At 69.5% G+C, this 19,958-nt stretch carries 19 protein-coding genes; 11 read left to right on the top strand and 8 right to left on the bottom strand.

The genetic code is table 11. The annotated features are described in order from the left end of the window. The first annotated feature begins 168 nt into the window (after positions 1 to 168). The gene (locus tag HUA75_RS01265) at positions 169 to 993 is read left to right on the top strand and encodes a M48 family metallopeptidase (RefSeq protein ID WP_141646670.1); all 825 of its coding nucleotides are present in this window, start codon (positions 169 to 171) and stop codon (positions 991 to 993) included. Positions 994 to 1,008: 15 nt separating this feature from the next. Here HUA75_RS01265 and HUA75_RS01260 read toward each other — a convergent pair whose 3' ends face one another. Beyond that, a complete protein-coding gene (locus tag HUA75_RS01260) occupies positions 1,009 to 2,058 on the bottom strand; it encodes a YihY/virulence factor BrkB family protein (RefSeq protein WP_174485323.1) in 1,050 nt (349 codons plus the stop codon). Positions 2,059 to 2,148: 90 nt separating this feature from the next. Next, entirely contained in the window at positions 2,149 to 3,036 is an 888-nt protein-coding gene (locus HUA75_RS01255; protein ID WP_141646668.1) for an MTAP family purine nucleoside phosphorylase, read from the bottom strand. Between the two features lie 93 nt (positions 3,037 to 3,129). Here HUA75_RS01255 and HUA75_RS01250 point away from each other — a divergent pair, with 93 nt between their 5' ends. Then, on the top strand, positions 3,130 to 3,999 hold the full coding sequence (locus HUA75_RS01250) for a hypothetical protein (protein WP_174457553.1): 870 nt from the start codon (positions 3,130 to 3,132) through the stop codon (positions 3,997 to 3,999). Between the two features lie 64 nt (positions 4,000 to 4,063). On the opposite strand, the gene HUA75_RS01245 is transcribed toward HUA75_RS01250, so the two are convergent. Further along, positions 4,064 to 4,903, bottom strand: a complete 840-nt coding sequence (locus tag HUA75_RS01245; RefSeq protein WP_174485322.1) for an ATP-grasp domain-containing protein — start codon at positions 4,901 to 4,903, stop codon at positions 4,064 to 4,066. Between the two features lie 226 nt (positions 4,904 to 5,129). On the opposite strand from HUA75_RS01245, the gene HUA75_RS01240 reads away from it, so the two are divergent. Continuing rightward, a complete protein-coding gene (locus HUA75_RS01240; protein WP_174485321.1) occupies positions 5,130 to 6,629 on the top strand; it encodes an endo alpha-1,4 polygalactosaminidase in 1,500 nt (499 codons plus the stop codon). Between the two features lie 4 nt (positions 6,630 to 6,633). Here HUA75_RS01240 and HUA75_RS01235 read toward each other — a convergent pair whose 3' ends face one another. From HUA75_RS01235 to HUA75_RS01225, 3 genes are read right to left on the bottom strand one after another with little or no spacing between them, the layout of a single operon-like run. After that, positions 6,634 to 7,599 carry a DMT family transporter gene (locus HUA75_RS01235; protein WP_141646664.1) on the bottom strand — a complete coding sequence of 322 codons (966 nt, stop codon included), beginning with the start codon at positions 7,597 to 7,599 and terminating at the stop codon, positions 6,634 to 6,636. Further along, on the bottom strand, positions 7,572 to 8,585 hold the full coding sequence (queG, locus tag HUA75_RS01230) for a tRNA epoxyqueuosine(34) reductase QueG (protein ID WP_141646663.1): 1,014 nt from the start codon (positions 8,583 to 8,585) through the stop codon (positions 7,572 to 7,574). Before queG ends, HUA75_RS01235 begins: the two co-directional genes overlap by 28 nt. A gap of 19 nt (positions 8,586 to 8,604) precedes the next feature. Further along, a complete protein-coding gene (locus HUA75_RS01225; RefSeq protein WP_141646662.1) occupies positions 8,605 to 9,168 on the bottom strand; it encodes a cob(I)yrinic acid a,c-diamide adenosyltransferase in 564 nt (187 codons plus the stop codon). A gap of 154 nt (positions 9,169 to 9,322) precedes the next feature. Here HUA75_RS01225 and HUA75_RS01220 point away from each other — a divergent pair, with 154 nt between their 5' ends. The 5 genes from HUA75_RS01220 (at position 9,323) to HUA75_RS01200 (ending at position 13,803) form a co-directional block, all read left to right on the top strand. Beyond that, positions 9,323 to 10,117 (top strand): thymidylate synthase, encoded by a 795-nt coding sequence (locus HUA75_RS01220; RefSeq protein ID WP_174475814.1) that lies wholly within the window; start codon positions 9,323 to 9,325, stop codon positions 10,115 to 10,117. Continuing rightward, complete coding sequence (locus HUA75_RS01215; protein ID WP_141646660.1) at positions 10,114 to 10,593, top strand: dihydrofolate reductase; 480 nt, start codon at positions 10,114 to 10,116, stop codon at positions 10,591 to 10,593. The genes HUA75_RS01220 and HUA75_RS01215 overlap by 4 nt, the downstream gene beginning before the upstream one ends. A gap of 76 nt (positions 10,594 to 10,669) precedes the next feature. After that, positions 10,670 to 11,086 carry a hypothetical protein gene (locus HUA75_RS46145; RefSeq protein WP_217445888.1) on the top strand — a complete coding sequence of 139 codons (417 nt, stop codon included), beginning with the start codon at positions 10,670 to 10,672 and terminating at the stop codon, positions 11,084 to 11,086. Between the two features lie 64 nt (positions 11,087 to 11,150). After that, the gene (locus HUA75_RS01205) at positions 11,151 to 13,004 is read left to right on the top strand and encodes an FTR1 family protein (protein ID WP_174485320.1); all 1,854 of its coding nucleotides are present in this window, start codon (positions 11,151 to 11,153) and stop codon (positions 13,002 to 13,004) included. Positions 13,005 to 13,041: 37 nt separating this feature from the next. Then, the gene (locus HUA75_RS01200; RefSeq protein WP_174485319.1) at positions 13,042 to 13,803 is read left to right on the top strand and encodes a GlsB/YeaQ/YmgE family stress response membrane protein; all 762 of its coding nucleotides are present in this window, start codon (positions 13,042 to 13,044) and stop codon (positions 13,801 to 13,803) included. A gap of 16 nt (positions 13,804 to 13,819) precedes the next feature. Here HUA75_RS01200 and HUA75_RS01195 read toward each other — a convergent pair whose 3' ends face one another. Together HUA75_RS01195 and HUA75_RS01190 are read right to left on the bottom strand one after the other, a co-directional pair. Beyond that, positions 13,820 to 15,352: an MBL fold metallo-hydrolase gene (locus HUA75_RS01195; protein ID WP_174485318.1), complete on the bottom strand. Its 1,533-nt coding sequence runs from the start codon at positions 15,350 to 15,352 to the stop codon at positions 13,820 to 13,822. Beyond that, positions 15,349 to 16,644, bottom strand: a complete 1,296-nt coding sequence (locus HUA75_RS01190; RefSeq protein ID WP_141646656.1) for an HD domain-containing protein — start codon at positions 16,642 to 16,644, stop codon at positions 15,349 to 15,351. Before HUA75_RS01190 ends, HUA75_RS01195 begins: the two co-directional genes overlap by 4 nt. Positions 16,645 to 16,792: 148 nt before the next feature. Between HUA75_RS01190 and HUA75_RS01185 the strand changes: the two genes are divergently transcribed. The 3 genes from HUA75_RS01185 to HUA75_RS01175 all read left to right on the top strand — a co-directional run bounded on the left by HUA75_RS01185 (position 16,793) and on the right by HUA75_RS01175 (position 19,805). Continuing rightward, positions 16,793 to 17,872 carry an ATP-grasp domain-containing protein gene (locus tag HUA75_RS01185; protein ID WP_141646655.1) on the top strand — a complete coding sequence of 360 codons (1,080 nt, stop codon included), beginning with the start codon at positions 16,793 to 16,795 and terminating at the stop codon, positions 17,870 to 17,872. Further along, complete coding sequence (locus HUA75_RS01180; protein WP_141646654.1) at positions 17,784 to 18,251, top strand: GNAT family N-acetyltransferase; 468 nt, start codon at positions 17,784 to 17,786, stop codon at positions 18,249 to 18,251. The genes HUA75_RS01185 and HUA75_RS01180 overlap by 89 nt, the downstream gene beginning before the upstream one ends. A 63-nt stretch (positions 18,252 to 18,314) precedes the next feature. After that, positions 18,315 to 19,805, top strand: coding sequence for a transglutaminase family protein (locus HUA75_RS01175; protein ID WP_174485317.1), 1,491 nt, complete (start codon positions 18,315 to 18,317; stop codon positions 19,803 to 19,805). The last annotated feature ends 153 nt before the right edge of the window (positions 19,806 to 19,958 follow it).

Here is a 19,958-nt window from a genome sequence, read left to right as displayed (position 1 = left end):
GTACCGCGAGGCGCACGAGCCCTCCCGCACCCGTGAGCCAGGAGTCCCGAGCCTCACTCATTCCGCCGGAACCCACACGAGGGACTTGCCGTGGAGGTGGACGCTGCCCAAGAGTCCGGGCAGTCGCTCTCTCAACGCATCAACCGGCAAAGAAAGGCGTCCTCGGTCATGCAGCGGATTCTCTCGGCGGTATGGAGCCTCGCCCTCCTCATGGGAGTGACGACGGGCTGCACCACGCAGCGCGTCCAGGCGGAGAAGGCTCTGGCGAAGACCTTCGTCTCCGATGAGCAGGAAGAGGAGATCGGCCAGCAGGTGAAGAAGGAGCTCGAGCAGAAGGAGAAGATCAAGTACGTGCAGGACCCGACCATCGTCGAGTACGTGCGCAACCTCTCCGCGCCCATCATCAAGCAGGCCACCAAGGACCGGCCGGGCGTGAAGTGGAAGATCAACGTCATCGACGACCCGAAGACGGTGAACGCGTTCGCCACGCCGGGCGGCTACCTCTACGTCTACACGGGCCTCATCCTCGCCGCCGACACGGAGGCGGAGCTTGCGGGCGTCATGGCGCACGAGGCGGGCCACGTCGTCGGCCGTCACTCGGCGCGGGCCATGGTGAACCAGATGGGTCTGCAGACCGTCACCCAGCTCGCGCTGGGACAGAACCCGGGCGCGGCCGCGCAGGTCGCCGCGCAGCTCGTCGGTGGTGGCGCCATGCTGGCCCACAGCCGCAGCGAGGAACTGGAGGCCGACGAGTACGGCGCGCGCTACTCCTCCGGCGCCGGCTTCGACCCGAAGGGACTCATCAGCTTCTTCCAGAAGCTCCAGGCCCAGGAAGGCAACACGCCGGGCGTCATGAAGTGGCTGAGCACCCACCCCACCAACAAGCAGCGCATCTCCGACCTTCAGGAGTTCATCGCCAAGAAGAACCTGCGCGGCAGCAACAACAGCCCGGGCCAGCTGCCCGCCATCAAGCAGAAGCTGGGCGGGAAGTAACCTCCCCGCCCGGGCTCAGTGCAGCGTGGACGGAGGCCCGCGCTCCAACTCCGCCGCGGAGGGCTCGGGGGACTTCCCCCGGGCCACGCGCCGCCGCCAGCGCCAGAAGGCCAGCCGGGAGCGCTTCGCGCTGGCCGCGCTCTTGGCGGCCCCCGGCGTCTTGAGGGGAGGCTCTGCTGGAGCGGGCTCGCCGAACTGGCGCGCGCCCTTCTCCTTCCCCTCCGCCGAGGCGTGCTCGAGGATGGCGTTGAGTTCGCCGCCGAGGATGAACACCAGCCCGGAGATGTAGAGCCACAACAGCAGCACCACCACGCCGCCGATGGAGCCATAGGTGACGTTGTACTTGCCGAAGTGCTCCACGTACTGCGTGAAGCCCCACGTGCTCGCCATCCACACCAGCGTGCCGAAGATGGAGCCGGGGGTGATGTACTTGAAGCGCTGCTTCACGTCCGGCAGCAGGTAGTAACAGAGCGACAGCACCAGCATCACCAGCCCCGCGGTGAACGGCCAGCGCACCCAGGACCAGAGGACGTAGAAGGCCTCCTGCACGTGCAGCCGCGTCGCGAGCCACGCCCCCAGCTTGCCGCCCAGGAGGAACACGGCGAAGGACAGCGGGATGAGCAGGGTGCCGATGAGCGTCATCACCATGGCCAGCCCTTGCGTCTTCCACACGGGGCGCGACTCGGGCACGTCGTAGGCCAGGTTGAGCGCCTTGCGCAGGGCGTCCACGCCCCGCGAGGCCGACCACAGGGCCACGAGCAGACCCACCGTGAGCAGCTTGGGCCGCGGCTGGTGCACCAGCGACGTCAGGTGCCCGGTCACCAGACCCAGCGCATCCCCGGGCACCAGCGGACGGACGCGGTCCAACATCGCGTCCACCGCGCCCGGCGCGAAGGGCAGGTACGCCACCAGCGTGACGAGGAAGAAGAGGAAGGGGAACAGCGAGAACAGCAGGTAGTAGGAGAGCTGCGCCGCGATGTCCGTGACGGTGTCTTCCTGGAACTCCTTCACGAAGCGCCGGGTGAACTCGCGCCAGGTCAGGTACTTGAGCCGCGGCAGCCGCATCCTTCCCTCCTCGCTCCCGACTCTCGGGTAACGGAAGGTGGGGTTCGCGACGCCTATCGGCAGCAGGCGGCCGAGCAGGCTCTCGCCCGGCTAGACGACGTTCGGCGGAAGATATCTGCCCAGCAGTGGACGAAGCCGGGAGCGCACCTCATCCGGGATGCGGGAGCGCTCGGTCCACAGGGCCAGCGCCAGCGCGGAGTCACAGCGGCAGGCGGAGGGAGCCTCGGCGATACGGGGCAGCGCGCGGCGGATGAGCGCGGCGCCCTTGGCGGTGACGGCCTGCACGTTGTGGGACAGGCGCGCCAGGAGGGCTTCGTGCTCCTGGCCTGGAGGCAGGGGCTGCCACGAGTCGTAGTCCGTGGGCAGCGCCACCAGCGCGTAGTGGAGCTCCGCCTCCCGGGCGAGCCGCGCCTCGGGCATGGCCGTCATCCCCACCAGGTCCGCGCCCAGTTGCCGGTACAGCAGGCTCTCCGCGCGCGTGCTGAGCGAGGGGCCCTCGACGCAGACATACGTCGCCTCGGTAGCCACCACGGCACCGCTGCTGGCCGCCGCGTTGGAGAGGACCTGACGGAGCGTGCCGCAGAAGGGGGACCCCAGCTCCACGTGGACCGCGAGGTCGTCGTAGAACGTGCAGGGTCGGCGGTAGGTGCGGTCGATGACCTGGTCCGGGACGACCAGTTGGAGCGGCGGCAGGTGCTCCTGGAGACTGCCCACCGTGCCCGTGGCCAGGACGTGGGTGACGCCCAGCTGCTTCATCGCGAAGAGGTTGGCGCGGTAGGGGGCCCGGGTGGCGTTGAAGACGTGGCCCGCGCCGTGGCGGGGTACGTAGACGACGGAGACGCCGTCCAATTCGCCCGAAATGAGGGGGCCCGCATGGGGACCAAAGGGGGTTTCGAGGGTGTGGGTCTCCAACCGACCAGAGAGCCCCAACAGTTGCTCCAGACCATGGCTCCCGATGATGCCCACCCTGACAGCCATGTTCCTCCTCTTGGCGCTCCGGCCGCGCCCCTGAACCATAGCGCGCCCCCCTGGCGCCGGGAGGCACGAAGACTGGTAGTTTTCGAAATTGCCATGCGTCTCCTGCCCTTCCTGCTTCTGGCGCTCGCCGCCACCCCCGCCAGCGCCCAGCGCGGCGCCGTCCCCTCCGGCTGTCAGGAGGACTACGCCACCTGCAAGGAGGACTGCTCCATCGAGTACGGAGGCAGCGGGCGCACGGTGAAGAAGCTCACCCAGTGCCTGGGCATCTGCACGGAGAACCGCGGTGAGTGCAGCGACCGGCACTCGTCGCTGCGCGGCCTGCCCGACAGCGTGGTGGCGGACGAGCCTCGTCGCAGGCGTCCCTCCTCGAAGCAACCCGTGAGTCGGGAAGAGGACCCGTTCGGCGACTCGACGGACTCGGAGCCCCGGCGCACGACGAACCGTGAGGAGGACCCGTTCGGCGACGCGCGTCCGGACAGGGACTCGGTCCGGGGGCGTCGCGACGGCTACCGCGCGGACAGCATCCCCGCCGAGGACACCCGTCCCCCCCCGGAGGAAGTACAACCGGCGGCGCCGGTCGACACCACGCCCGTGCCCCCGGTGTCGCGACAGGGTGTCTACCGCGCCGCGGACTCCGAGCCGAAGCCCGCACCCGCCAAGCCCGCGCCCGAGGCCGAGCCCGACTTCAGTGACTTGGAGCCGCTGGATGCGCCGCCCGCGCCCACGGCTTCCGCGAAACCGACGCCCCGGATGGAGCCCGTGAAGCCCGCGCCCGCGAAGCCCGCGCCCACCATCGCCGCCAGCGACGACGAGAAGAAGGACCCGCTGCTCGACGACGAGCCGGCGCCCGCGCCCGTCGCCGCCACGAAGAAGCCCGCGCCCCCGCCGTCCAACCCGCTGCGCCCGTCGGTTCCACCAGAGCCCAAGACCGATATCTCCGAGTGGGACCCCAACGGGGACTGAGTTCCGCTCCGGTCAGCGCGCGCTCCAGCTCGTGGTACCCCAACGGGACTGAGCTCCGCCCCGGTCAGCGCGCGCGCTCCAGCTCCAGGATGTTCCGCCACAACGCGAAGGGTGAGACGCCCGCGTAACCGCTCTCCTGGCCGTCGTTGCACTCGATGACAATCCAGCGGCCGGAGACCTCCTGCGCCACGTCCACCACCAGGAACGGGACGTCCACTCGGCGCGCCACCTCGCGCCCCAAGGCGAGCGCCTCGCGCTGCTCAAGCTCGTTCATCGTGTACGGCGCCCCCTGCCACCAGTAGGGCCCCCACCCCACCAGCTCGCCGCGCCACCAGAAGGTGCGGAACTCGAACGAGCTGGGGATGCGGTCCGGCGCGCCCTCTTCCACCCGGCGCAGCGGTCGCAGCTCGCGACACACCACGCGCTGCCAGTGGAGGATGGGGTCCTTCGCATAGGCCGCCATCGCGAGCTCGAACTGCTCGGGCCCCTCGATGATGGAGAGTGACTTGCGGTGGCGGCTCGTCTGTCGCTCACCCTTCACGAAGACGGGCCAGCCGAGCGCGTCCTCCACCGTCTTGGCGTCTGGCCGCTCGTCGTACCAGACGCTGCGCGGCGTGAGGTCCGTGAGCCTCGGGTACCAGTGCGGCAGCTCCGTGGCCAACAGGTGCTGTTCCGGCGAATGAACCAGTCGCACGCCCTCCTCGGCCAGCTCGCGGTGGCGCTCGGCGTAGTCGTTCCACACGCCCACGCGCGCCACCACCTCCAGCGATTCGGGAAGTTGATACGGGCGACGGCAGGGGAAGAACCGGTCGAAGCCGAAGTCGTAGATGCCCTGGCCCGTGGGCGCCGTCAGCACCCACAGCCGCTCCTCCACCTGGAACAGGTCCTCACCCGCACGAAGCATCACACGAGTGTACGCAGACCGAGGCCGTCCGCCACCGCACCACGGAGCATCGCTCCGTCCATGCACCACCCCTCCCACGGATGCGAGCCGTCCAGGCGGAAACGAATGTTCCAGCGAGGGAGCGCGGGCCTTGCGTATCGTGCGTGCTCGCATCCACTTCGCCTTGCTGGTGCCACGCGCACGACGTTAATGCCCGCCGCGTTCCCACACCCCTAGGAGACGTTGCATGCGAGTCGTCGTGAATTGGTTGATGTGGCCCTGTCTTGTCCTGCTGACCGCCTGTGGAGGAAGCAACACGCGTGACACGCTCGATGACGAGCGCGGCGCGATTCTCCCCAATGCGCAGACCCTCACCTGCTCCACCCTCCAGCTCGCGCGCGGCTCCATCGGCTCGGGCCAGGGCGTGCAGGGCCTGCACACCCAGACGCTGTCGGGCACGCAGGACCGCTGGGCGGAGTACGTCGAGTTCGCTCCCAACAGCTCCGCCACGTGTACCTACCCGCTGCCCACGGGCGTGAGCGCCGACACCGTCGTCGCGGCCGAGGTGGGCGTGAACTTCCGGGGCCCCCTGAAGTCGGAGATGCGCTGGCTGTTCGAGGCGTGGGACTACACGACGAGCACCTGGGTCATCGTGGGTGACAACGCCTTCGCCCTGTCGTGGAAGTGGTCCGCCACGTCACTGGCCCTCCCCTCCCCCGCGCGGTTCCTCTCCGGCGGCCCCGTGAAGCTGCGCTACCGCACGGAGTCCTCGGCGGATGCGTCGCTGCTGGACCTGCTCGTGGTGCGAGTGCAGGTGGCGGCGTCGGACGCCGGGACTCCGACGGACGCGGGCACGCCCACCGATGCGGGAGTCCCCACGGACGCGGGCACCCCGACGGACGCGGGCACGCCCACCGACGCGGGCACTCCCGTCCCCTGGGAGGGCGTCAGCAGCTTCACGTACCAGCTCACGAACTATCCCCAGGGCAAGCTCGACGCCATCGCGGCCTCGAAGTTCGACCTCGCCATCGTCGAGCTGGTGCGGGATGGCTCGAGCGGCTACTTCACCGCCGCCGAGATTTCCGCGCTCAAGTCCGGCGGCAAGCAGGTGCTCGCCTACTTCGAGATTGGCGCCATCGAGGAGTACCGTCCCGAGTGGAGTCAGGTGCCCGCGGACCTGAAGCTCGGCCCCGTGGATGGTTGGCCCGATGAGCAGTACGTGAAGTACTGGGACGAGCGCTGGTGGCCCATCGTCCAGGGCCGCATCGACCGCGCGCTCGCCGCGGGCTTCACCGGTTGCTACCTGGACATGGTGGTGACGTACGAGGAGATTCCCGCCAACTCCGCGGGGACCAACCGCGCCGACCTCGCGCGGAAGATGGTGGCCCTCATCGCCCGCATCAGCCAGTACGCGAAGGCACGCAACCCGTCCTTCAAGGTAGTGCCGCAGAACTCCCCGGAGCTCATCGACGACACGGCGTACCTGCCTGTCATCGACGGCCTGGGCATGGAGGACATGTACTGGTCCGACGACGTCGCCTGTAACGCGTCCTGGTGCGCGGAGAACCGCGCCAACGCCGCCCGGGTTCGCGCCGCGGGCAAGTTGGTGCTGTCCACCGACTACGCCACCCAGTCCGCCCATGTCGCGGATGCGTACACGCGCTCGCGTGCCGCGGGCTTCGTCCCCTACGTCACGGTGCGGGCACTGGACCGGGTGACGGTGAACGCGGGCTGGGACCCTCAGTAGCCGTTCAGGTTGCCGGGCGCCCCGCCACGGGAGGCAGGGGCGCCGTCGGCGGAGCACGGGCCATCACCGTCTGGGTGAGCCGCACGCCCGCCAGGACGAGCAACCCACCCACCACGATTTCCCAGTGCAGGGCCTCGTCCAACAGCGCCCAGGCCGCGAGCGCCGTCGCCGCGGGCTGGAGGTTGGAGAAGATGGCCACCTTCGACGCCGACACCTTCGACAGCGCGTAGTACCAGAGCACGTACGCCACCACCGACGTGAGCAGCCCCAGGTAGACGATGCAGCCCTTGGCCGCCAGGCTCGCGGCCATCAACGCCTCGGGCTTCGCCACGAACGGAGCGAAGGGCAGCATCAACACCGTGGCCATCGTCATGCACCACGCCGTCGCGCGCAGCGGACCGTGGACGGCGACGAAGGGCTTCCCCTCCGTCGTGTAGGCCACCCAGGCCAGCACCGCGCCGAGGATGAGCACATCCCCCAACAGGGAGCCGCGTGCATCCGCCAGCCCTCGCCCCAGCAGCAGCACCACGACGCCCGCGAAGGCGGTGGCGATGCCCAGCAGCGTCCGCGTGGAGGCCCGCTCCTGTCCTCGCACCAGGCTCAAGAGATACACGCCCAGCGGCGTGAGCGCATAGAGGAGCGCGCCATGGGCGGCGGTGGAGCGTGACAGGCCGGTGAAGAAGAACACCTGGTTCACCGGGCCCGCCAGGAGCCCCAGGACGAAGATGCGGCGCCAGGCATCGCGCGGCGGCAGCTTGGGCCCGGGCAGCACCAGGAGCAGCGCGACGAACACCAACCCGCTCAGACAGAAGCGCCACAAAACCACGGTGAGCGGCGGCAGCTCCGTCATGGCCCGCTTCGCGGCCAGGTACGTCCCCGCGCTGATGACGACCTGGATGAGCAACGCGGCGTACACCCCGCGAAGCGAAGACTCGGAGGAGTTCAGGGGTCGAGCTTGCAGAGCGCCCATTGAGCCGCGGTACGTACCAATTCGCTCGAATCGCCGCAGAGCTTTTCGAGCAGGTATCGCGAGTCCGCCTGCCTGGCCACGCCCAGCGCGTACACAGCGTTGCGGCGAAGCACATCGTACCGTGCACGTGCCAGCGCTGTACCGGGGATGAGCTGCTCGTACTGTGTCGGTGTCAGCCCCGCCAGCTCCAGCGTCCCCAGCTCCGCCACCGCGCGCGGCGCGAAGCGCGGGTGCTCGGCGAACACCGGCCGCCGGTTGAGCGGACACACCTGCTGGCAGATGTCGCACCCGAAGATGAGGTTGTCGAACTTGAGCCGGAAGGCCTCCGGCACCTGCTGCTCGCGGTTCTCGATGGTCTGGTAGGACAGGCACGCCCGCGCGTCCACACGGCCGTTGCCCACCAGCGCGCCCGTGGGACAGGACATGAGACAGCGGCGACACGCGCCACACCGGTCCGCCGCGGGGCCCGTCCCATAGTCGTCGACCTCTGCATCGAGGATGAGCGTGGCCAGCAGCACCCACGAGCCATACGGCTCGGTGATGAAGCAGCCATTCTTCCCCACGTAGCCGAGCCCCGCGCGCGCCGCCCACACCTTCTCCATCAGCGGGCCGCTGTCCACGCTCCCGTACGTCCCCAGGCCGGGGAACATCACGGTGACGGCCTTGCGGAAGGACTTCATCCTGTCGCGCAGCGTGGAGTGGTAGTCGCGTCCCCGCGCATACCGGGCGATGGGCGAGCCCACCGACTCCTCGTCATCACGCCAGTAGTTGTTGATGAAGGAGATGACCGTCCTGGCGCCCGGAAGCAGCCTGTCCACGTCCAGCCGCTCGGCGGCTCGCTCGCCCATCCAGTCCATGTCCGCCGCGAAGCCCGCCTCCAGCCACTCCATGAGAAAGGTGGGAGGAATGGGCTCCGCGCGAGCGAAGCCCACGAGGTCGAAGCCAACGGACCGGGCGAGGTCGCGAAGATGGGCGGTGGGCAGCACGACGGCGAACCTGGGAGCGCTACGACGCGGAGGGCTTCTCCGGAATCCACTTCACGTCCTGCACATTGGCGCGGTGGTTGGCCACGCGCGCCATGACGAAGAGCAGGTCGGAGAGCCTGTTGAGGAAAACCACCACGTCCTTCGGAATCGTCCCGTCGCGCAGCAGCGGGACGGCGCGGCGCTCGGCACGACGGCACACGGTGCGCGCCAGGTGCAGCGCGGCGGCGCCCTGCGTGCCTCCGGGCAGGATGAAGTGGGTCATCTTCGGCAGCTCGCTCTCGAAGCGGTCGATGGCGTGCTCCATGTCCTCCGCCCAGTCCGCCTTGAGCGCCGGGATGTGCGCGGACGCCTTCGTGCCCGCCGGCGTCGCCATCACCGCACCCACGGTGAAGAGCTGGTCCTGGAGCCGGTGCAGCATCGCGTCCAGCTCCTGCGGCAGCGTGAAGCCCCTCGCGAGCCCGAGCGTCGCGTTGAGTTCATCCACCTCGCCGTACGCATCCACGCGGGCGTCGTCCTTCGCGACGCGACCGCCCCCGAACAGGCCGGTCTCTCCCGCGTCACCCGTCTTGGTATAAATCTTCATGTTTCCGGCTTGTACCGGTGGTGCGCGCCACACGTCCAATGAGAAGGCGCGTCGGTGCATGCGCGGAGACATGCGACATTCTGCGGGGTAGCTGGCAGTTCGCGCGACACGGGGCTTGATCCGCGAGGCAGCGGCGCCTAGACGGCATGGCCCCATGCAGCCCTATCTGAACCTGCTCGACCACGTCCTCAAGCACGGAACGAAGAAGGGCGACCGCACCGGCACGGGCACGCTCAGTGTCTTCGGCCCACAACTGCGGTTCGACCTGACGCGCGGCTTCCCGCTGGTCACTACGAAGAAGCTGCACGTGAAGTCCATCTTCCACGAGCTGCTGTGGATGCTCGCGGGCGACACCAACGTGCGCACGCTCCAGGCCAACGGCGTCACCATCTGGGACGAGTGGGCCAATGCACACGGCGAGCTGGGGCCCGTCTATGGCCACCAGTGGCGCTCCTGGAACGCGCCGGACGGCGCTCACATCGACCAGATGAAGGCCCTGGTGGACGGGCTGAAGAAGAACCCCGACTCGCGCCGGCACCTCGTCAGCGCGTGGAACGTGGCGGACCTGCCGGACATGAAGCTGCCGCCGTGCCACGTCCTCTTCCAGTTCTATGTGGCCAACGGACGCCTGTCCTGCCAGCTCTACCAGCGCAGCGCGGACATCTTCCTGGGGCTGCCCTTCAACATCGCCTCGTACGCGCTGCTGACGATGATGGTCGCGCAGGTGACGGGCCTGGAGGCGCACGAGTTCATCCACACGATGGGCGACGCGCACCTGTACCTCAACCACGTCGAGCAGGCCCGTGAGCAGCTCTCGCGCGAGCCTCGACCGTTGCCCCGCCTGCGTCTCAACCCGGACGTGAAGGACCTGTTCGCCTTCAAGTACGAGGACCTCCAGCTCGAAGGCTACGAGCCGCACCCCGCCATCAAGGCCCCGGTCGCCGTATGAAGCTGTCGGCCATCGTCGCCCTGGCATCCAACCGCGTCATCGGCGCCCACAACCAACTGCCGTGGCGACTGCCCGCGGACCTCGCGCGCTTCAAGCGACTCACCATGGGCCACACGCTCATCATGGGCCGCAAGACGTATGACTCCATTGGCCGTCCGCTGCCGGGCCGCGCCTTCATCGTCGTCACGCGCCAGCAGGACTTCGCGCCCGATGGTGTGACGGTGGCCCACTCCGTGGAGCAGGCGCTCCAACAGGCGCGGGCCCGAGGCGATGACGAGGTCTTCATCGCGGGCGGCGCGGACCTCTACGCCCAGACGATGGACCGCGTGCAGCGCCTCTACCTCACGCGCATCGCTCGCGATTACCCGGGCGACATCTTGTTCCCAGAGGTCGACCTGTCCGGCTGGCGACTCGTCGAGGAAGAGCAGCACCCGGAGTCAGAGCCTCCGTACGCGTTCCTCACCTACGAGCGCTGAGGGGCACATCCCTCCTTCCGTCGCTCGTCCGCCAGGCAGCGCACCGGGCGCCGACGAGTGGCTCCCACGCGAGGCCGTGTCCACCTCCAACGGCATGTGGACCACCCTCACCTTCCCGCTGCCGCAGCACCTCATGAGCCGCACCCTGCGCACGGCGTCGCTGGCCGGTGCCACCGGGCTCGCGCTCGCCAACACCGCCACGCTTGCTCGCCTCTCCCGGCAGCTCGACGCCCAGCGAATCCGCAGACCCCTGCGAGCCCGAGCCTTCCGCGCACTCGCCGTCGGAGCCAGCGCCCTGGGCGCCACCGCGCTCGGCGCGCTCGCCGTCGGAGCCGTCGCCATCGGCGCGCTCTCCATCGGCTCCTTCGCCATCGGCCGCCTGCGGGGCGGTGACTGGCGCCTCGCTCGCCTGCGCATCCATTCCCTGGAAGTCGAGCAGTGGACAGGCCCTGGCAACTTCACTGCCGGCACCACCGCCCCTTCGCGCGCTTGAAACGCCCGTTTTGATATTGATTCGCAAAATTGAAACCCTCATCCCCCGCTGGTAGACGAGGACCATGAATCGTGTGGTCTCCGTCGCCTTGTGCCTCGTGCTCGCGGTGCCTCTTTCGGCCGTGGCGGGCGAGGCCGGCGCGGATGAGCGGACGTGGCACCGATTGGTGGGCATCCTCCAGTACCTGGAGGCGGACTATCCGGCCGCCATCGAGTCCCAGTCTGCGTTCGAGCTGGCGGAGCAGAAGAGCTTCGCGGCCGAGGCGGTGGACGCGGCCCAGGGCCTGGGCGCGGCGGCGGCGGTCTTCGTCCCGCGCGTGAAGGCCATCCAGGCGCGCGTGGACCAGTCGCGCGACGCGGAGGGTGTGAGCCGGGACTGCGGTGCGCTGGTGGAGGACCTGGTGCTCGCCGGGGGCCTTGCTCGCAGCCCGCGTCACCCGCCGGACCTGAAGCTCGGCGAGAAGCTCTTCCAGACGAACTGCGCGGCCTGTCACGGCGCGGACGGCAGCGCCAACCTGCCCATCGCCGCCACCATGGAGCCCCAGCCCGCCAACTTCCGCGACGCGGAATTGATGGGCGGCCTCACGCCCTACAAGGCCTTCAACACCACCAGCTTCGGCGTGCCGGGCACCGCGATGCCGGCCTATCCCACGCTGAGCGAGGACGAGCGCTGGTCGCTGGCCTTCTTCGTCTTCACCCTGCGCCAGCCGCCGTGCGAGAGCCCTCCGCCGCGCGCGTCGCTGGAGCGGCTGGCGAACACCACGGATGACGAGCTGGTGAAGTCGTTCGGCGCGGAGCACCTCGCGTGCCTGCGCCGCGAGCTGCCGCAAGTGGACGAGGAGCGCTCGCTGATGATTGCTCGCGACGGCGTGCAGGAGGCGCTGCGGCAGGGCGCGGCGGGCAACGCGGCCGGGGCGAAGGCGGCCTTGTTGGATGCGTACCTCAATGGCCTGGAGCCGGTGGAGCCCAAGCTCAGCTCACGGGACTCGGCGCTGGTGCTCAAGCTGGAGCAGGGTTTCCTGAACGCGCGGCTCGCGGCGGAGAACGGCAGTCCGCGCCTCCAGGACGAGGGCCGTGAGCTGGTGTCGCTCCTGGACCAGGCGCGCCGGGGCAGCGGCACCGCGGCGGACCTGGTGTCCACGCTGTGGCTCACCGTGTTCATCCTGCTGCGCGAGGGCTTCGAGGCCACCATCATCGTCGCGGCGCTGCTGGCGGCCCTGAAGAAGATGAAGGCCACCGAGCACGTGCGCGTGGTGCATGCCGGCTGGACGTCAGCGCTGGTGGTGGGCGCCGGGGCCTACCTGCTTGGCCGACACCTGCTGGCCGGCGCTCAGCGCGAGTGGCTGGAGGGCGTGGCCGCGCTCGTGGCGGTGGGCATGCTGGTGTACGCCGCGATGTGGCTCAACGCGCGCTCCAACATGAGCCAGTTCATGGGCGAGCTGCGCCAGAAGATGCAGGGCGCGCTCGGCCGAGGCAGCATGGTGGGCCTGTTCCTCATCGCCTTCACCGCCGTGCTGCGCGAGAGCTTCGAGACGGCCATCTTCCTCCAGGGCCTGGCGCTGGACTCGCCCGAGGGCGTGGCCTGGGGCACGCTGGTGGGAGTGGTGGCGCTCGCCATCCTCGTCCTCTTCATCAACCGGCTGGGCTTCCGGCTGCCCATGAAGACGCTGTTCAACGTGTCCACGGTGGTCCTCGTCGTCACGGCGGTGATGCTGCTGGGCAAGGGCCTGCACTCGCTCCAGGAAGTGGGGGCGCTGCCGCTGGTGCCCGTGCGCTTCTTCACCCTGGACCTGCTGGGCATCTACCCGGACCTCGTGTCCCTGCTGCCTCAGGCCCTGCTGGCCGCCGCGCCGGTGGCCCTGGTGCTGCTGCGGCGCCGGGCTCGCGCCGACCGTGTCACCGAGGTGTCCGCCAGTTGACGCGACGACACCCCCGGGCTTGCGGTAGTTTGTACGGGTGAGTTTTTCGCGCGCGCTCTCCGCCTGGCTGGTCGTCCTGCTCCTGTCGAGCACGGGCTCCGCCCGGGGTCAGCCCGTCCCCCAGGAGGACGAGCCGGCCCAGCGCCCCGCCCCGGAGCTGTCTCCGCCCCCGCTCGTCCCCGTCTCGCCCGGAGACAGCACGTCGCGGGACGACCAGGACGACGACGACACCCAGGCCACCCCCACCCCGCCCGCCGGCACCGAGGTGACGGAAGAGGCTCGGCCCAGCCGAAAGGCCGCCGTGGAGGACCCGGTGCCCCGCGTCGCGGTGGAGTTCGTGGGAGGAACCGCGGGCGGAATCGCGGGCGGCGCCGTGGGCTTGGTGGTGGGCTATCTGCTCGGCGCGCCCACGGTGGGCTGCGACGAGTGTCAGGTCGTCTCGCTGGTGGGCGGCCTCACCGGCGTCGTCATCGGCATCCCCGCGGGCACCTGGGCGGGCGGCCGGCTCATGGACGGCAAGGGCACGCTGCTCGCCACCGTCGGAGGAAGCCTGGTGGGCTGGGGCGGCGCGCTCCTGGGCTCGCTCATCCTCGGCGCCAACGATGACGACAAGGCGCTCGCCGCGCTCTTGTTGCTGCTCCCCGTCGCCGGAGCCACCACGGGCTACGAGCTGTCCCATCAGTCGCAGCGCCCCGTGACGACGCCCGCGCAGACGCGGCATGACTCCGGCGTGCGGCTGCTGCCCGTCGCGGGGATGACCGAGCACGGTCCACGACTGGGGCTGATGGGGCGGTTCTGAAGGCCGCCCCTCGGGCTCACGCGCCGATGCGGAAGTACTGCAGCGACTCCTCGCGCACGCGGCCTTCGGCCACCAGCTTCTCCAGCGTGGCCAGCGCGCTGCGCTCCGCCACCGGATGCAACAACGGCGGCGTGTCCGCGTAGGCCCGCTCCACCACCTGCGCCAGCGTGACACCCTCGGGCGGTACCGCCTGGAGGATGAGCGCCTCGCGCTGGGCGCGGTGATTCAGATACTCCTGGAGCTTCGCGGGCCCATCCGGCAACGGCTGGCCATGCGCGGGATACAGCGTGCCGACGGGCCAGTCGCGCAGCCGGGCGAGCTGCGTCAGGTAGTCGCGCATGTTGCCCTCGGGCGGGTCGATGACGATGGAGCCCACGCCGGCCACCATGTCTCCCACCACCGCCGCGCGGCTGCGCTCATCCACGAGGCAGATGTGGCCCCGCGCGTGCCCGGGCGTGTGCAGCACCCGCCAGCGCTGGGGCACCTCCCCCGCCAGCTCCAGCACCTCGCCGTCCTCCAGCAACCGCTCCACGGGGAAGTCGAGCCACTCCGCCGTCTTCGCATGGCACCACAGCGGAATGCCCAGCCGCTCCTTCACCGCGCGCGCGCCGCCGACGTGGTCGCCATGATGATGCGTCAGCACCACCGCCACCGGCTTGAGCCCGTCCGCCTTCAAGCCCGCGACCAGCGACAGCAGCTTCGCGTACTGCTTCACGTCTCCGGAGCCCGGGTCCACCAGCAGCAGCTCGCCGTTGCCCAGCACGTACGCGTTGGTGTGCGTGGCGGGCGGCAGCGTGGGCGTCTCCAGCGCCACCACGCGCACGCCTTGCTGGAACTCGATGCGCTGCGCGATGTAGCCCGGGCAGTACGGCGGCGTCGCCAGCCGCGCCCTCGCGTCCGCCTCGTCCGTGAAGGTTCCGAGCACCTGGAGCGCATGCACCGCGGGCGGATGAAGCAACGCGGAGCCGTCACCCCAGCGCGCCAACGCCAGCGCGGGCGACACCCATGCGCCCTCCGACAGCTCTCCAGGCCACAGCTCCGTGCGGGCGTGCGGCGGCAACTCCACCAGATAGAAGTGCGTGTCGAAGCGCACCGGCACCGCGTGCGGAGTAATCCACCGCCCCGCGACACGGAAGTCCTCGGCGCGCAGCGCCAGGCCCTCGCTCTGGAGCAGCTCGCCCCAGCCGCGCTGTCCCGCCAGCAGCGCCTTTCGCAGCGCGTCCTGCTTCTCCTGGGAGAGCGCCTCGGCGCCCTCGGCCATCAGCACGCCGGCTTCCTCGAAGAGCTCGCGCGCGGCGGCCGAGCGCAACGCGGCCTCCTCTCCACTGACGCCCCGCACGGGGACGTCCGCGTCGGCCTTGTCCAGCTTGCCTCCGGGGAACGCGTAGAAGCCGCCAGCGAAGGTCAGCGCCTTGCCGCGCTTCACCCAGTAGACCTCCACACCCGGGCCCACGCGCCGGTACAGGAGCGCCACGGCGGAGGCGCGGGGCTCGGCGGGGACATGGCTCAGGTCCAGACCGAGGCCCAGACCGGGAAGACGCTCACTCATGATTGCACCGCCTGACCGAGGAGCTGGCCCATCAGCTCGTGCGCTGCTTCCGACTGGTCCGGCCGCACGAACAGCCGCGTGAGGCGGACGGCCCCACTGTAGCGCTGGTACAGCGCCGTGTAGCGCGCCACTTCCGTCAGCCGTCCGGTGGACGCGTCGATGATGAACAGGCTCGGCCCCGGGCTCGCGGGCCCGGAGGCGTACTTGCTCAGGACGTTCACCGACTCGACGACGTAGTGCTCGAAGCCCGACGAGACGAGTGCGCTGCGCAGCACGTCCAAATCGTACCCGGCGTCCCGCTCCGTGTACTGCGCCAGCAGCTTGAAGCCCTGACGGGTGATGATGCGCTGAGCCCACTTGTTGCGTGAGCGGCGCAGCGTGTACCAGAGCGCGGAGTCGTCACAGAGCAGGAAGGCCTCCGGGTCCGACGGAATCTCGAACTCGCCGGGCGACTCCTCGTAGTAGCGCCGCAGCATGTAGTCGAAGCTGACCGACGTGTGGTGCAGGTACACCGAGACGAACATGTGGTACCGGCTGAGGAGGAAGTCCTCGAAGGCGAACGCCGCCGCCCGGCTCAGCGCGAGGTAGGCCCGCCCGTCCTTCACCGCCGGGTTCAGGTTGCCGATGATCCAATCCATGTCGTACCGGCCGTAGTTGACCCCCGTGTAGAAGGAGTCGCGCAGCAGGTAGTCCATGCGGTCCGCGTCCAGCTCGCCGGAGACGATGGCGCGCAGCAGCGGCGTCCAGTCCACGCCATCCCACGTGAAGCCCGGGTCCTTGGGCGGCTTTGCCCCCGTAATCAGCGCCACCGCGCCCATGGGGGTGATGCCCTGGGCGCCGAACTCGCGCTCGATGATGGGCGTCAGGGAGCTGTCGAGCAGGATTTTCGCCGTGTAGTCCTCGTGGGTGGCCTGCTCGCCTTCCGCCACCGAGTCCAGCCAGCCGGGCAGGCGCAGCAGTGAGCGCTTCGGGGCGATGCGCTCGGAGGCATGCGACAGCGGCATGTGGCCCAGGTCATGACAGAGAACGGCCAGGCGGACGGCGGTGCAGAAGCGCTCGCGCACGTCCTCGGGGAGCGACGAGCGGGCGGCCACCGCCCCGAACACCCTCGAGGCGACGTGCATGGCGCCCAGGGAGTGGATGTGCCGGGTGTGCGTGGCCCCCGGGAAGGCCAGGTCCCCGAAGCCGAGCTGTCGCACGTAGCGGAGCCGCTGATAGTGGCGGCTGTCGATGACGGCCTTCTCCGACTCGCTCACCGGGATGGTGCCGTGGATGGGGTCGCGGATGCGCATGGTGCCCTTTCCATACTCCTGGATACCCCTATCGGAGGTAGTCCACCGTACTGCAAGCCCTTCCGGGAGGTAGCCCAGGAGGTAACCAACCGTCACCAGTGGACTGGGCTCGGAACGGGGGACGTGGTAACCCTCCCGGCACCTCCGAATGCACATCATTCTGCTGCACAACCGCGACCACGAGCTCCTCCAGGATGACCCGGGACGGGAGGCCCGAGAGGACGTGGTGCGAGTCGCCGCCGCGCTCTCCGAAGCGCTCACCCAGGGAGACACCGTCGCCGAGCCGCTCGCCATCGAGGGTGACCGGCTGGACTTCGTGGACATCCTGCGGCGCCGGCAGCCGGACCTCGTCGTCAACCTCTGCGAGTCGCTCGCCGCGGACAGCCGGGGAGAGATGGCGGTCCCCTGCCTGCTGGATGCGCTGGGGCTGGCCTACACCGGCTCGTCCGCCCTGTCGCTGGGGCTCGCGCTGCACAAGCCCAAGGCGAAGGAGCTGCTCAGCGCGCGCGGCGTGTCCACGCCCGCCTTCCGCGTGGTGGAGCGACTGGAGGACGCGCTGGCGGTGGACCTGCCCTGGCCCCTCATCGTCAAGCCCGCGCGCGAGGACGCCAGCATGGGCGTGACGGGAGACTCCGTCGTGTACGAGCGCTCCGCGTTGGTGCGCGCCTGCGAGGCGGTGTTGCGCACCTTCCACCAGCCCGCGCTGGTGGAGCAGTTCATCCCCGGCCGCGAAATCTACGTGCCGCTGTTGGGAAACCAGCCGCGCCGTGCGCTGCCGTTGACTGAAATCCACTTCGGTCGGACCTTCGAGGACCGGCCGAACATCGTGTCGTACAGCGCCAAGTGGGAGGAGGGCTCTCCCGAGTACCGGGATACGCCCGCCGGGCCGTGCCAGGTGGATGCGGCGCTGGAAGCTCGTTGTGTGCAGGTCGCGCTGGAAGCCTTTGCAGCGCTCGACTGTCAGGACTATGGACGGGTCGACCTTCGGGTGTCTCCGGAGGGTGTGCCCTACGTCATCGATATCAACCCCAACTGCGACCTTCATCCGGGTGCGGGGTTCGCCAGGGCCGCTGCCGCCGCGGGCCTGGACTACCCAGCCCTCGCCGCCCGACTGGTGGAGGTCGCTTCCGAAAGAGCCCATGGACATCCGTCCCATCGAAGGAAAGGACCGGGAGCCCCTCGCCGCGCTGATTCGAAAGATCGAAACCTTCTCGCCGCAGGAGGTTGAGGTCGCCATCGAGCTGGTCGGCATCGCGCTTACGCCGGGCAACACGGACTACGCCATCATCGTCGCGGACCGGGACGGCCAGCTGGTTGGCTACGTCTGTTACGGCCCCACGCCGATGACGGAGGATTGCTACGACCTGTACTGGATTGCGTCCTCTCCGGAGGTGCGCGGTCAGGGTGTGGGCGCGGCGCTGGTGTCCGCGATGGAGGGAGACCTGCGTCGGCGCAACGGCCGGCTCATCCGCGTGGAGACGAGCGCGACGGAGGCCTACGGCCCGACGCGCGGCTTCTACGCGTCCATGAAGTACGGCGAGGAAGCGCGCATCCGCGACTTCTACAAGGTGGGGGACGACCTCATCATCCTCACCAAGCGGCTGTAGGCCACCGCACGGGGTGTGGGGCGGTTGAAGACTTTGACCGCCTCCCCCGTTAGAAGGGGCGTGATGACTCGCACGCTCCGACCGATGTCCCTGGCCCTCGTGTCCCTGTGCGCCCTGCTGACGGGCGCCTCCGCCGCCTGGGCCCAGGCCCCCGCTCCCACCGCGCCCGCCGCGTTGTCCGACGTGGTGAAGGCTCCCCGCCCCCAGGGTGGCGAGTTCTTCGGTCTGTACCTCATGGACAAGAAGGTGGGCTGGCTCTTCACGGACCTGGTGGTGATGCCCGGTGAGCCGGCGCGAGTGAAGAGCATCAACCAGCTCGTGTTCAAGGCCCTCGTCGGTACGCGCCTGTCGGAGCGCAACCACCGCGAGGAGCGCGTCTACGAGGCGAAGCCCGGCGGACGCCTGCTGTCCTTCAGCGTGGTGCAGCGAGGCGACGGCGGGGACCAGACGCTGGAGGGCACGGCCACGCCCGAGGGCGGCATGCGCGTGGTGCGCAAGCGCCTGGGCCACGCGGACGAGGTGCTGCCGGTGGCCGCGACGAAGGAGCGCGTCGAGGACGCGGACCAGGCGCGCGTGGCGTTGGCTCGCAAGGCGAAGGTGGACGGCTTCGTGCTGGATGGGATGGACCTGGAGACCTACGGCCTCACCACCACCATGGAGCCCGCCGAGCAGCGGACGGTGAACGGCGTGAAGGTGAAGCTGGGCAAGGCCAGCAGCATTTCGCAGAAGGAGAAGGTGCCGGTGGTCTCCTACGTCACCCAGCGCGGGGAGATGGTGCTGGTGGACTTTGGCCAGACGATGCAGGCGCGCAAGGAGACGGAGGCCGTCGCCAAGCGCATGGATTTGGTGGAGGTGTTTGGCCTCACCCGCGTGGTGCTGCCCAAGCCGCTGCCGGAGTCCGCGCGGGCGGTGCCTGGCAACGTGAAGCTGGTGGTGACGGGCCTGCCGGAGAAGTTCCGCGTGGGGACATACCGGCAGAAGTTCGCCGCGCGGCCGGATGGGAGCGTGGAGGTGACGTTGCAGGCCGCGGCGCCCTCGACGGCGGCGCGCAAGCCGCGACCGTTGGCGGACCCGGATGGGGGGGAGAACCTCAAGTCCAACCTCATCGTGGAGAGCGATGCCCCGGCCATCCGCGAGCAGTCGAAGAAGATTATCGGTGACGAGAAGGACGCGTACCGCGCGGCGCAGAAGGTGAACACGTGGGTGGCCACCCATCTGGAGAAGGACTACGGGGCCAGCGCGGACCGGGCCACGGATGTGCTGCGCCAGAAGCGTGGGGACTGCACGGAGCACTCGCTGTTGTCCGTGGCGCTGCTGCGCGCGGCGGGCATCCCCGCTCGGCGCGTGGATGGGGTCATCTACATGGTGAACCAGGACGGCGTGCCCGCGCTCTACTGGCACGAGTGGGTGGAGGCGTTCGTGGGTGAGTGGACTCAGTTGGACCCGACGTTCAACCAGCCCGTCGCGGACGCCACGCACTTCGCCTTCGGCTACGAGGGGAACGCCGAAATCACACCCCTCATCGGCACGCTGAAGGTGACCGAGGTCAAGTAGTCCTGGCTCGCGGAAGCACGCGGGCCTCACCGGCCCGCGCCCGCCGAGGCATGGCGGATTGCCTCACAAGGTGAAGCACCGGGCCACCACGCAGGAACCTCACCGGTCCGCGCCCGCCGAGACCAATCGGGCCACCTTACGAGATGAAGCGCC

The sequence above is a fragment of the Myxococcus sp. CA040A genome (assembly GCF_013336725.1).
Taxonomy (GTDB): Bacteria; Myxococcota; Myxococcia; order Myxococcales; family Myxococcaceae; genus Myxococcus; species Myxococcus llanfairpwllgwyngyllgogerychwyrndrobwllllantysiliogogogochensis.
The sequence above is the reverse complement of the archived record's forward strand: the minus strand, read 5'-3'. Positions and strand labels throughout refer to the sequence as shown.

Coding starts and splice junctions, on each gene's coding strand:
- HUA75_RS01190 (WP_141646656.1), bottom strand. CDS start 16,644: ATGCGCATCCGCGACCCCATCCACGGCACCATCCCGGTGAGCGAGTCG.
- HUA75_RS01260 (WP_174485323.1), bottom strand. CDS start 2,058: ATGCGGCTGCCGCGGCTCAAGTACCTGACCTGGCGCGAGTTCACCCGG.
- HUA75_RS01185 (WP_141646655.1), top strand. CDS start 16,793: ATGCACATCATTCTGCTGCACAACCGCGACCACGAGCTCCTCCAGGAT.
- HUA75_RS01215 (WP_141646660.1), top strand. CDS start 10,114: ATGAAGCTGTCGGCCATCGTCGCCCTGGCATCCAACCGCGTCATCGGC.
- HUA75_RS01225 (WP_141646662.1), bottom strand. CDS start 9,168: ATGAAGATTTATACCAAGACGGGTGACGCGGGAGAGACCGGCCTGTTC.
- HUA75_RS01180 (WP_141646654.1), top strand. CDS start 17,784: ATGGACATCCGTCCCATCGAAGGAAAGGACCGGGAGCCCCTCGCCGCG.
- HUA75_RS01240 (WP_174485321.1), top strand. CDS start 5,130: ATGCGAGTCGTCGTGAATTGGTTGATGTGGCCCTGTCTTGTCCTGCTG.
- HUA75_RS01220 (WP_174475814.1), top strand. CDS start 9,323: ATGCAGCCCTATCTGAACCTGCTCGACCACGTCCTCAAGCACGGAACG.
- HUA75_RS01175 (WP_174485317.1), top strand. CDS start 18,315: ATGACTCGCACGCTCCGACCGATGTCCCTGGCCCTCGTGTCCCTGTGC.
- HUA75_RS01250 (WP_174457553.1), top strand. CDS start 3,130: ATGCGTCTCCTGCCCTTCCTGCTTCTGGCGCTCGCCGCCACCCCCGCC.
- HUA75_RS01265 (WP_141646670.1), top strand. CDS start 169: ATGCAGCGGATTCTCTCGGCGGTATGGAGCCTCGCCCTCCTCATGGGA.
- HUA75_RS01205 (WP_174485320.1), top strand. CDS start 11,151: ATGAATCGTGTGGTCTCCGTCGCCTTGTGCCTCGTGCTCGCGGTGCCT.
- HUA75_RS01245 (WP_174485322.1), bottom strand. CDS start 4,903: ATGCTTCGTGCGGGTGAGGACCTGTTCCAGGTGGAGGAGCGGCTGTGG.
- HUA75_RS01235 (WP_141646664.1), bottom strand. CDS start 7,599: ATGGGCGCTCTGCAAGCTCGACCCCTGAACTCCTCCGAGTCTTCGCTT.
- HUA75_RS01195 (WP_174485318.1), bottom strand. CDS start 15,352: ATGAGTGAGCGTCTTCCCGGTCTGGGCCTCGGTCTGGACCTGAGCCAT.
- HUA75_RS01255 (WP_141646668.1), bottom strand. CDS start 3,036: ATGGCTGTCAGGGTGGGCATCATCGGGAGCCATGGTCTGGAGCAACTG.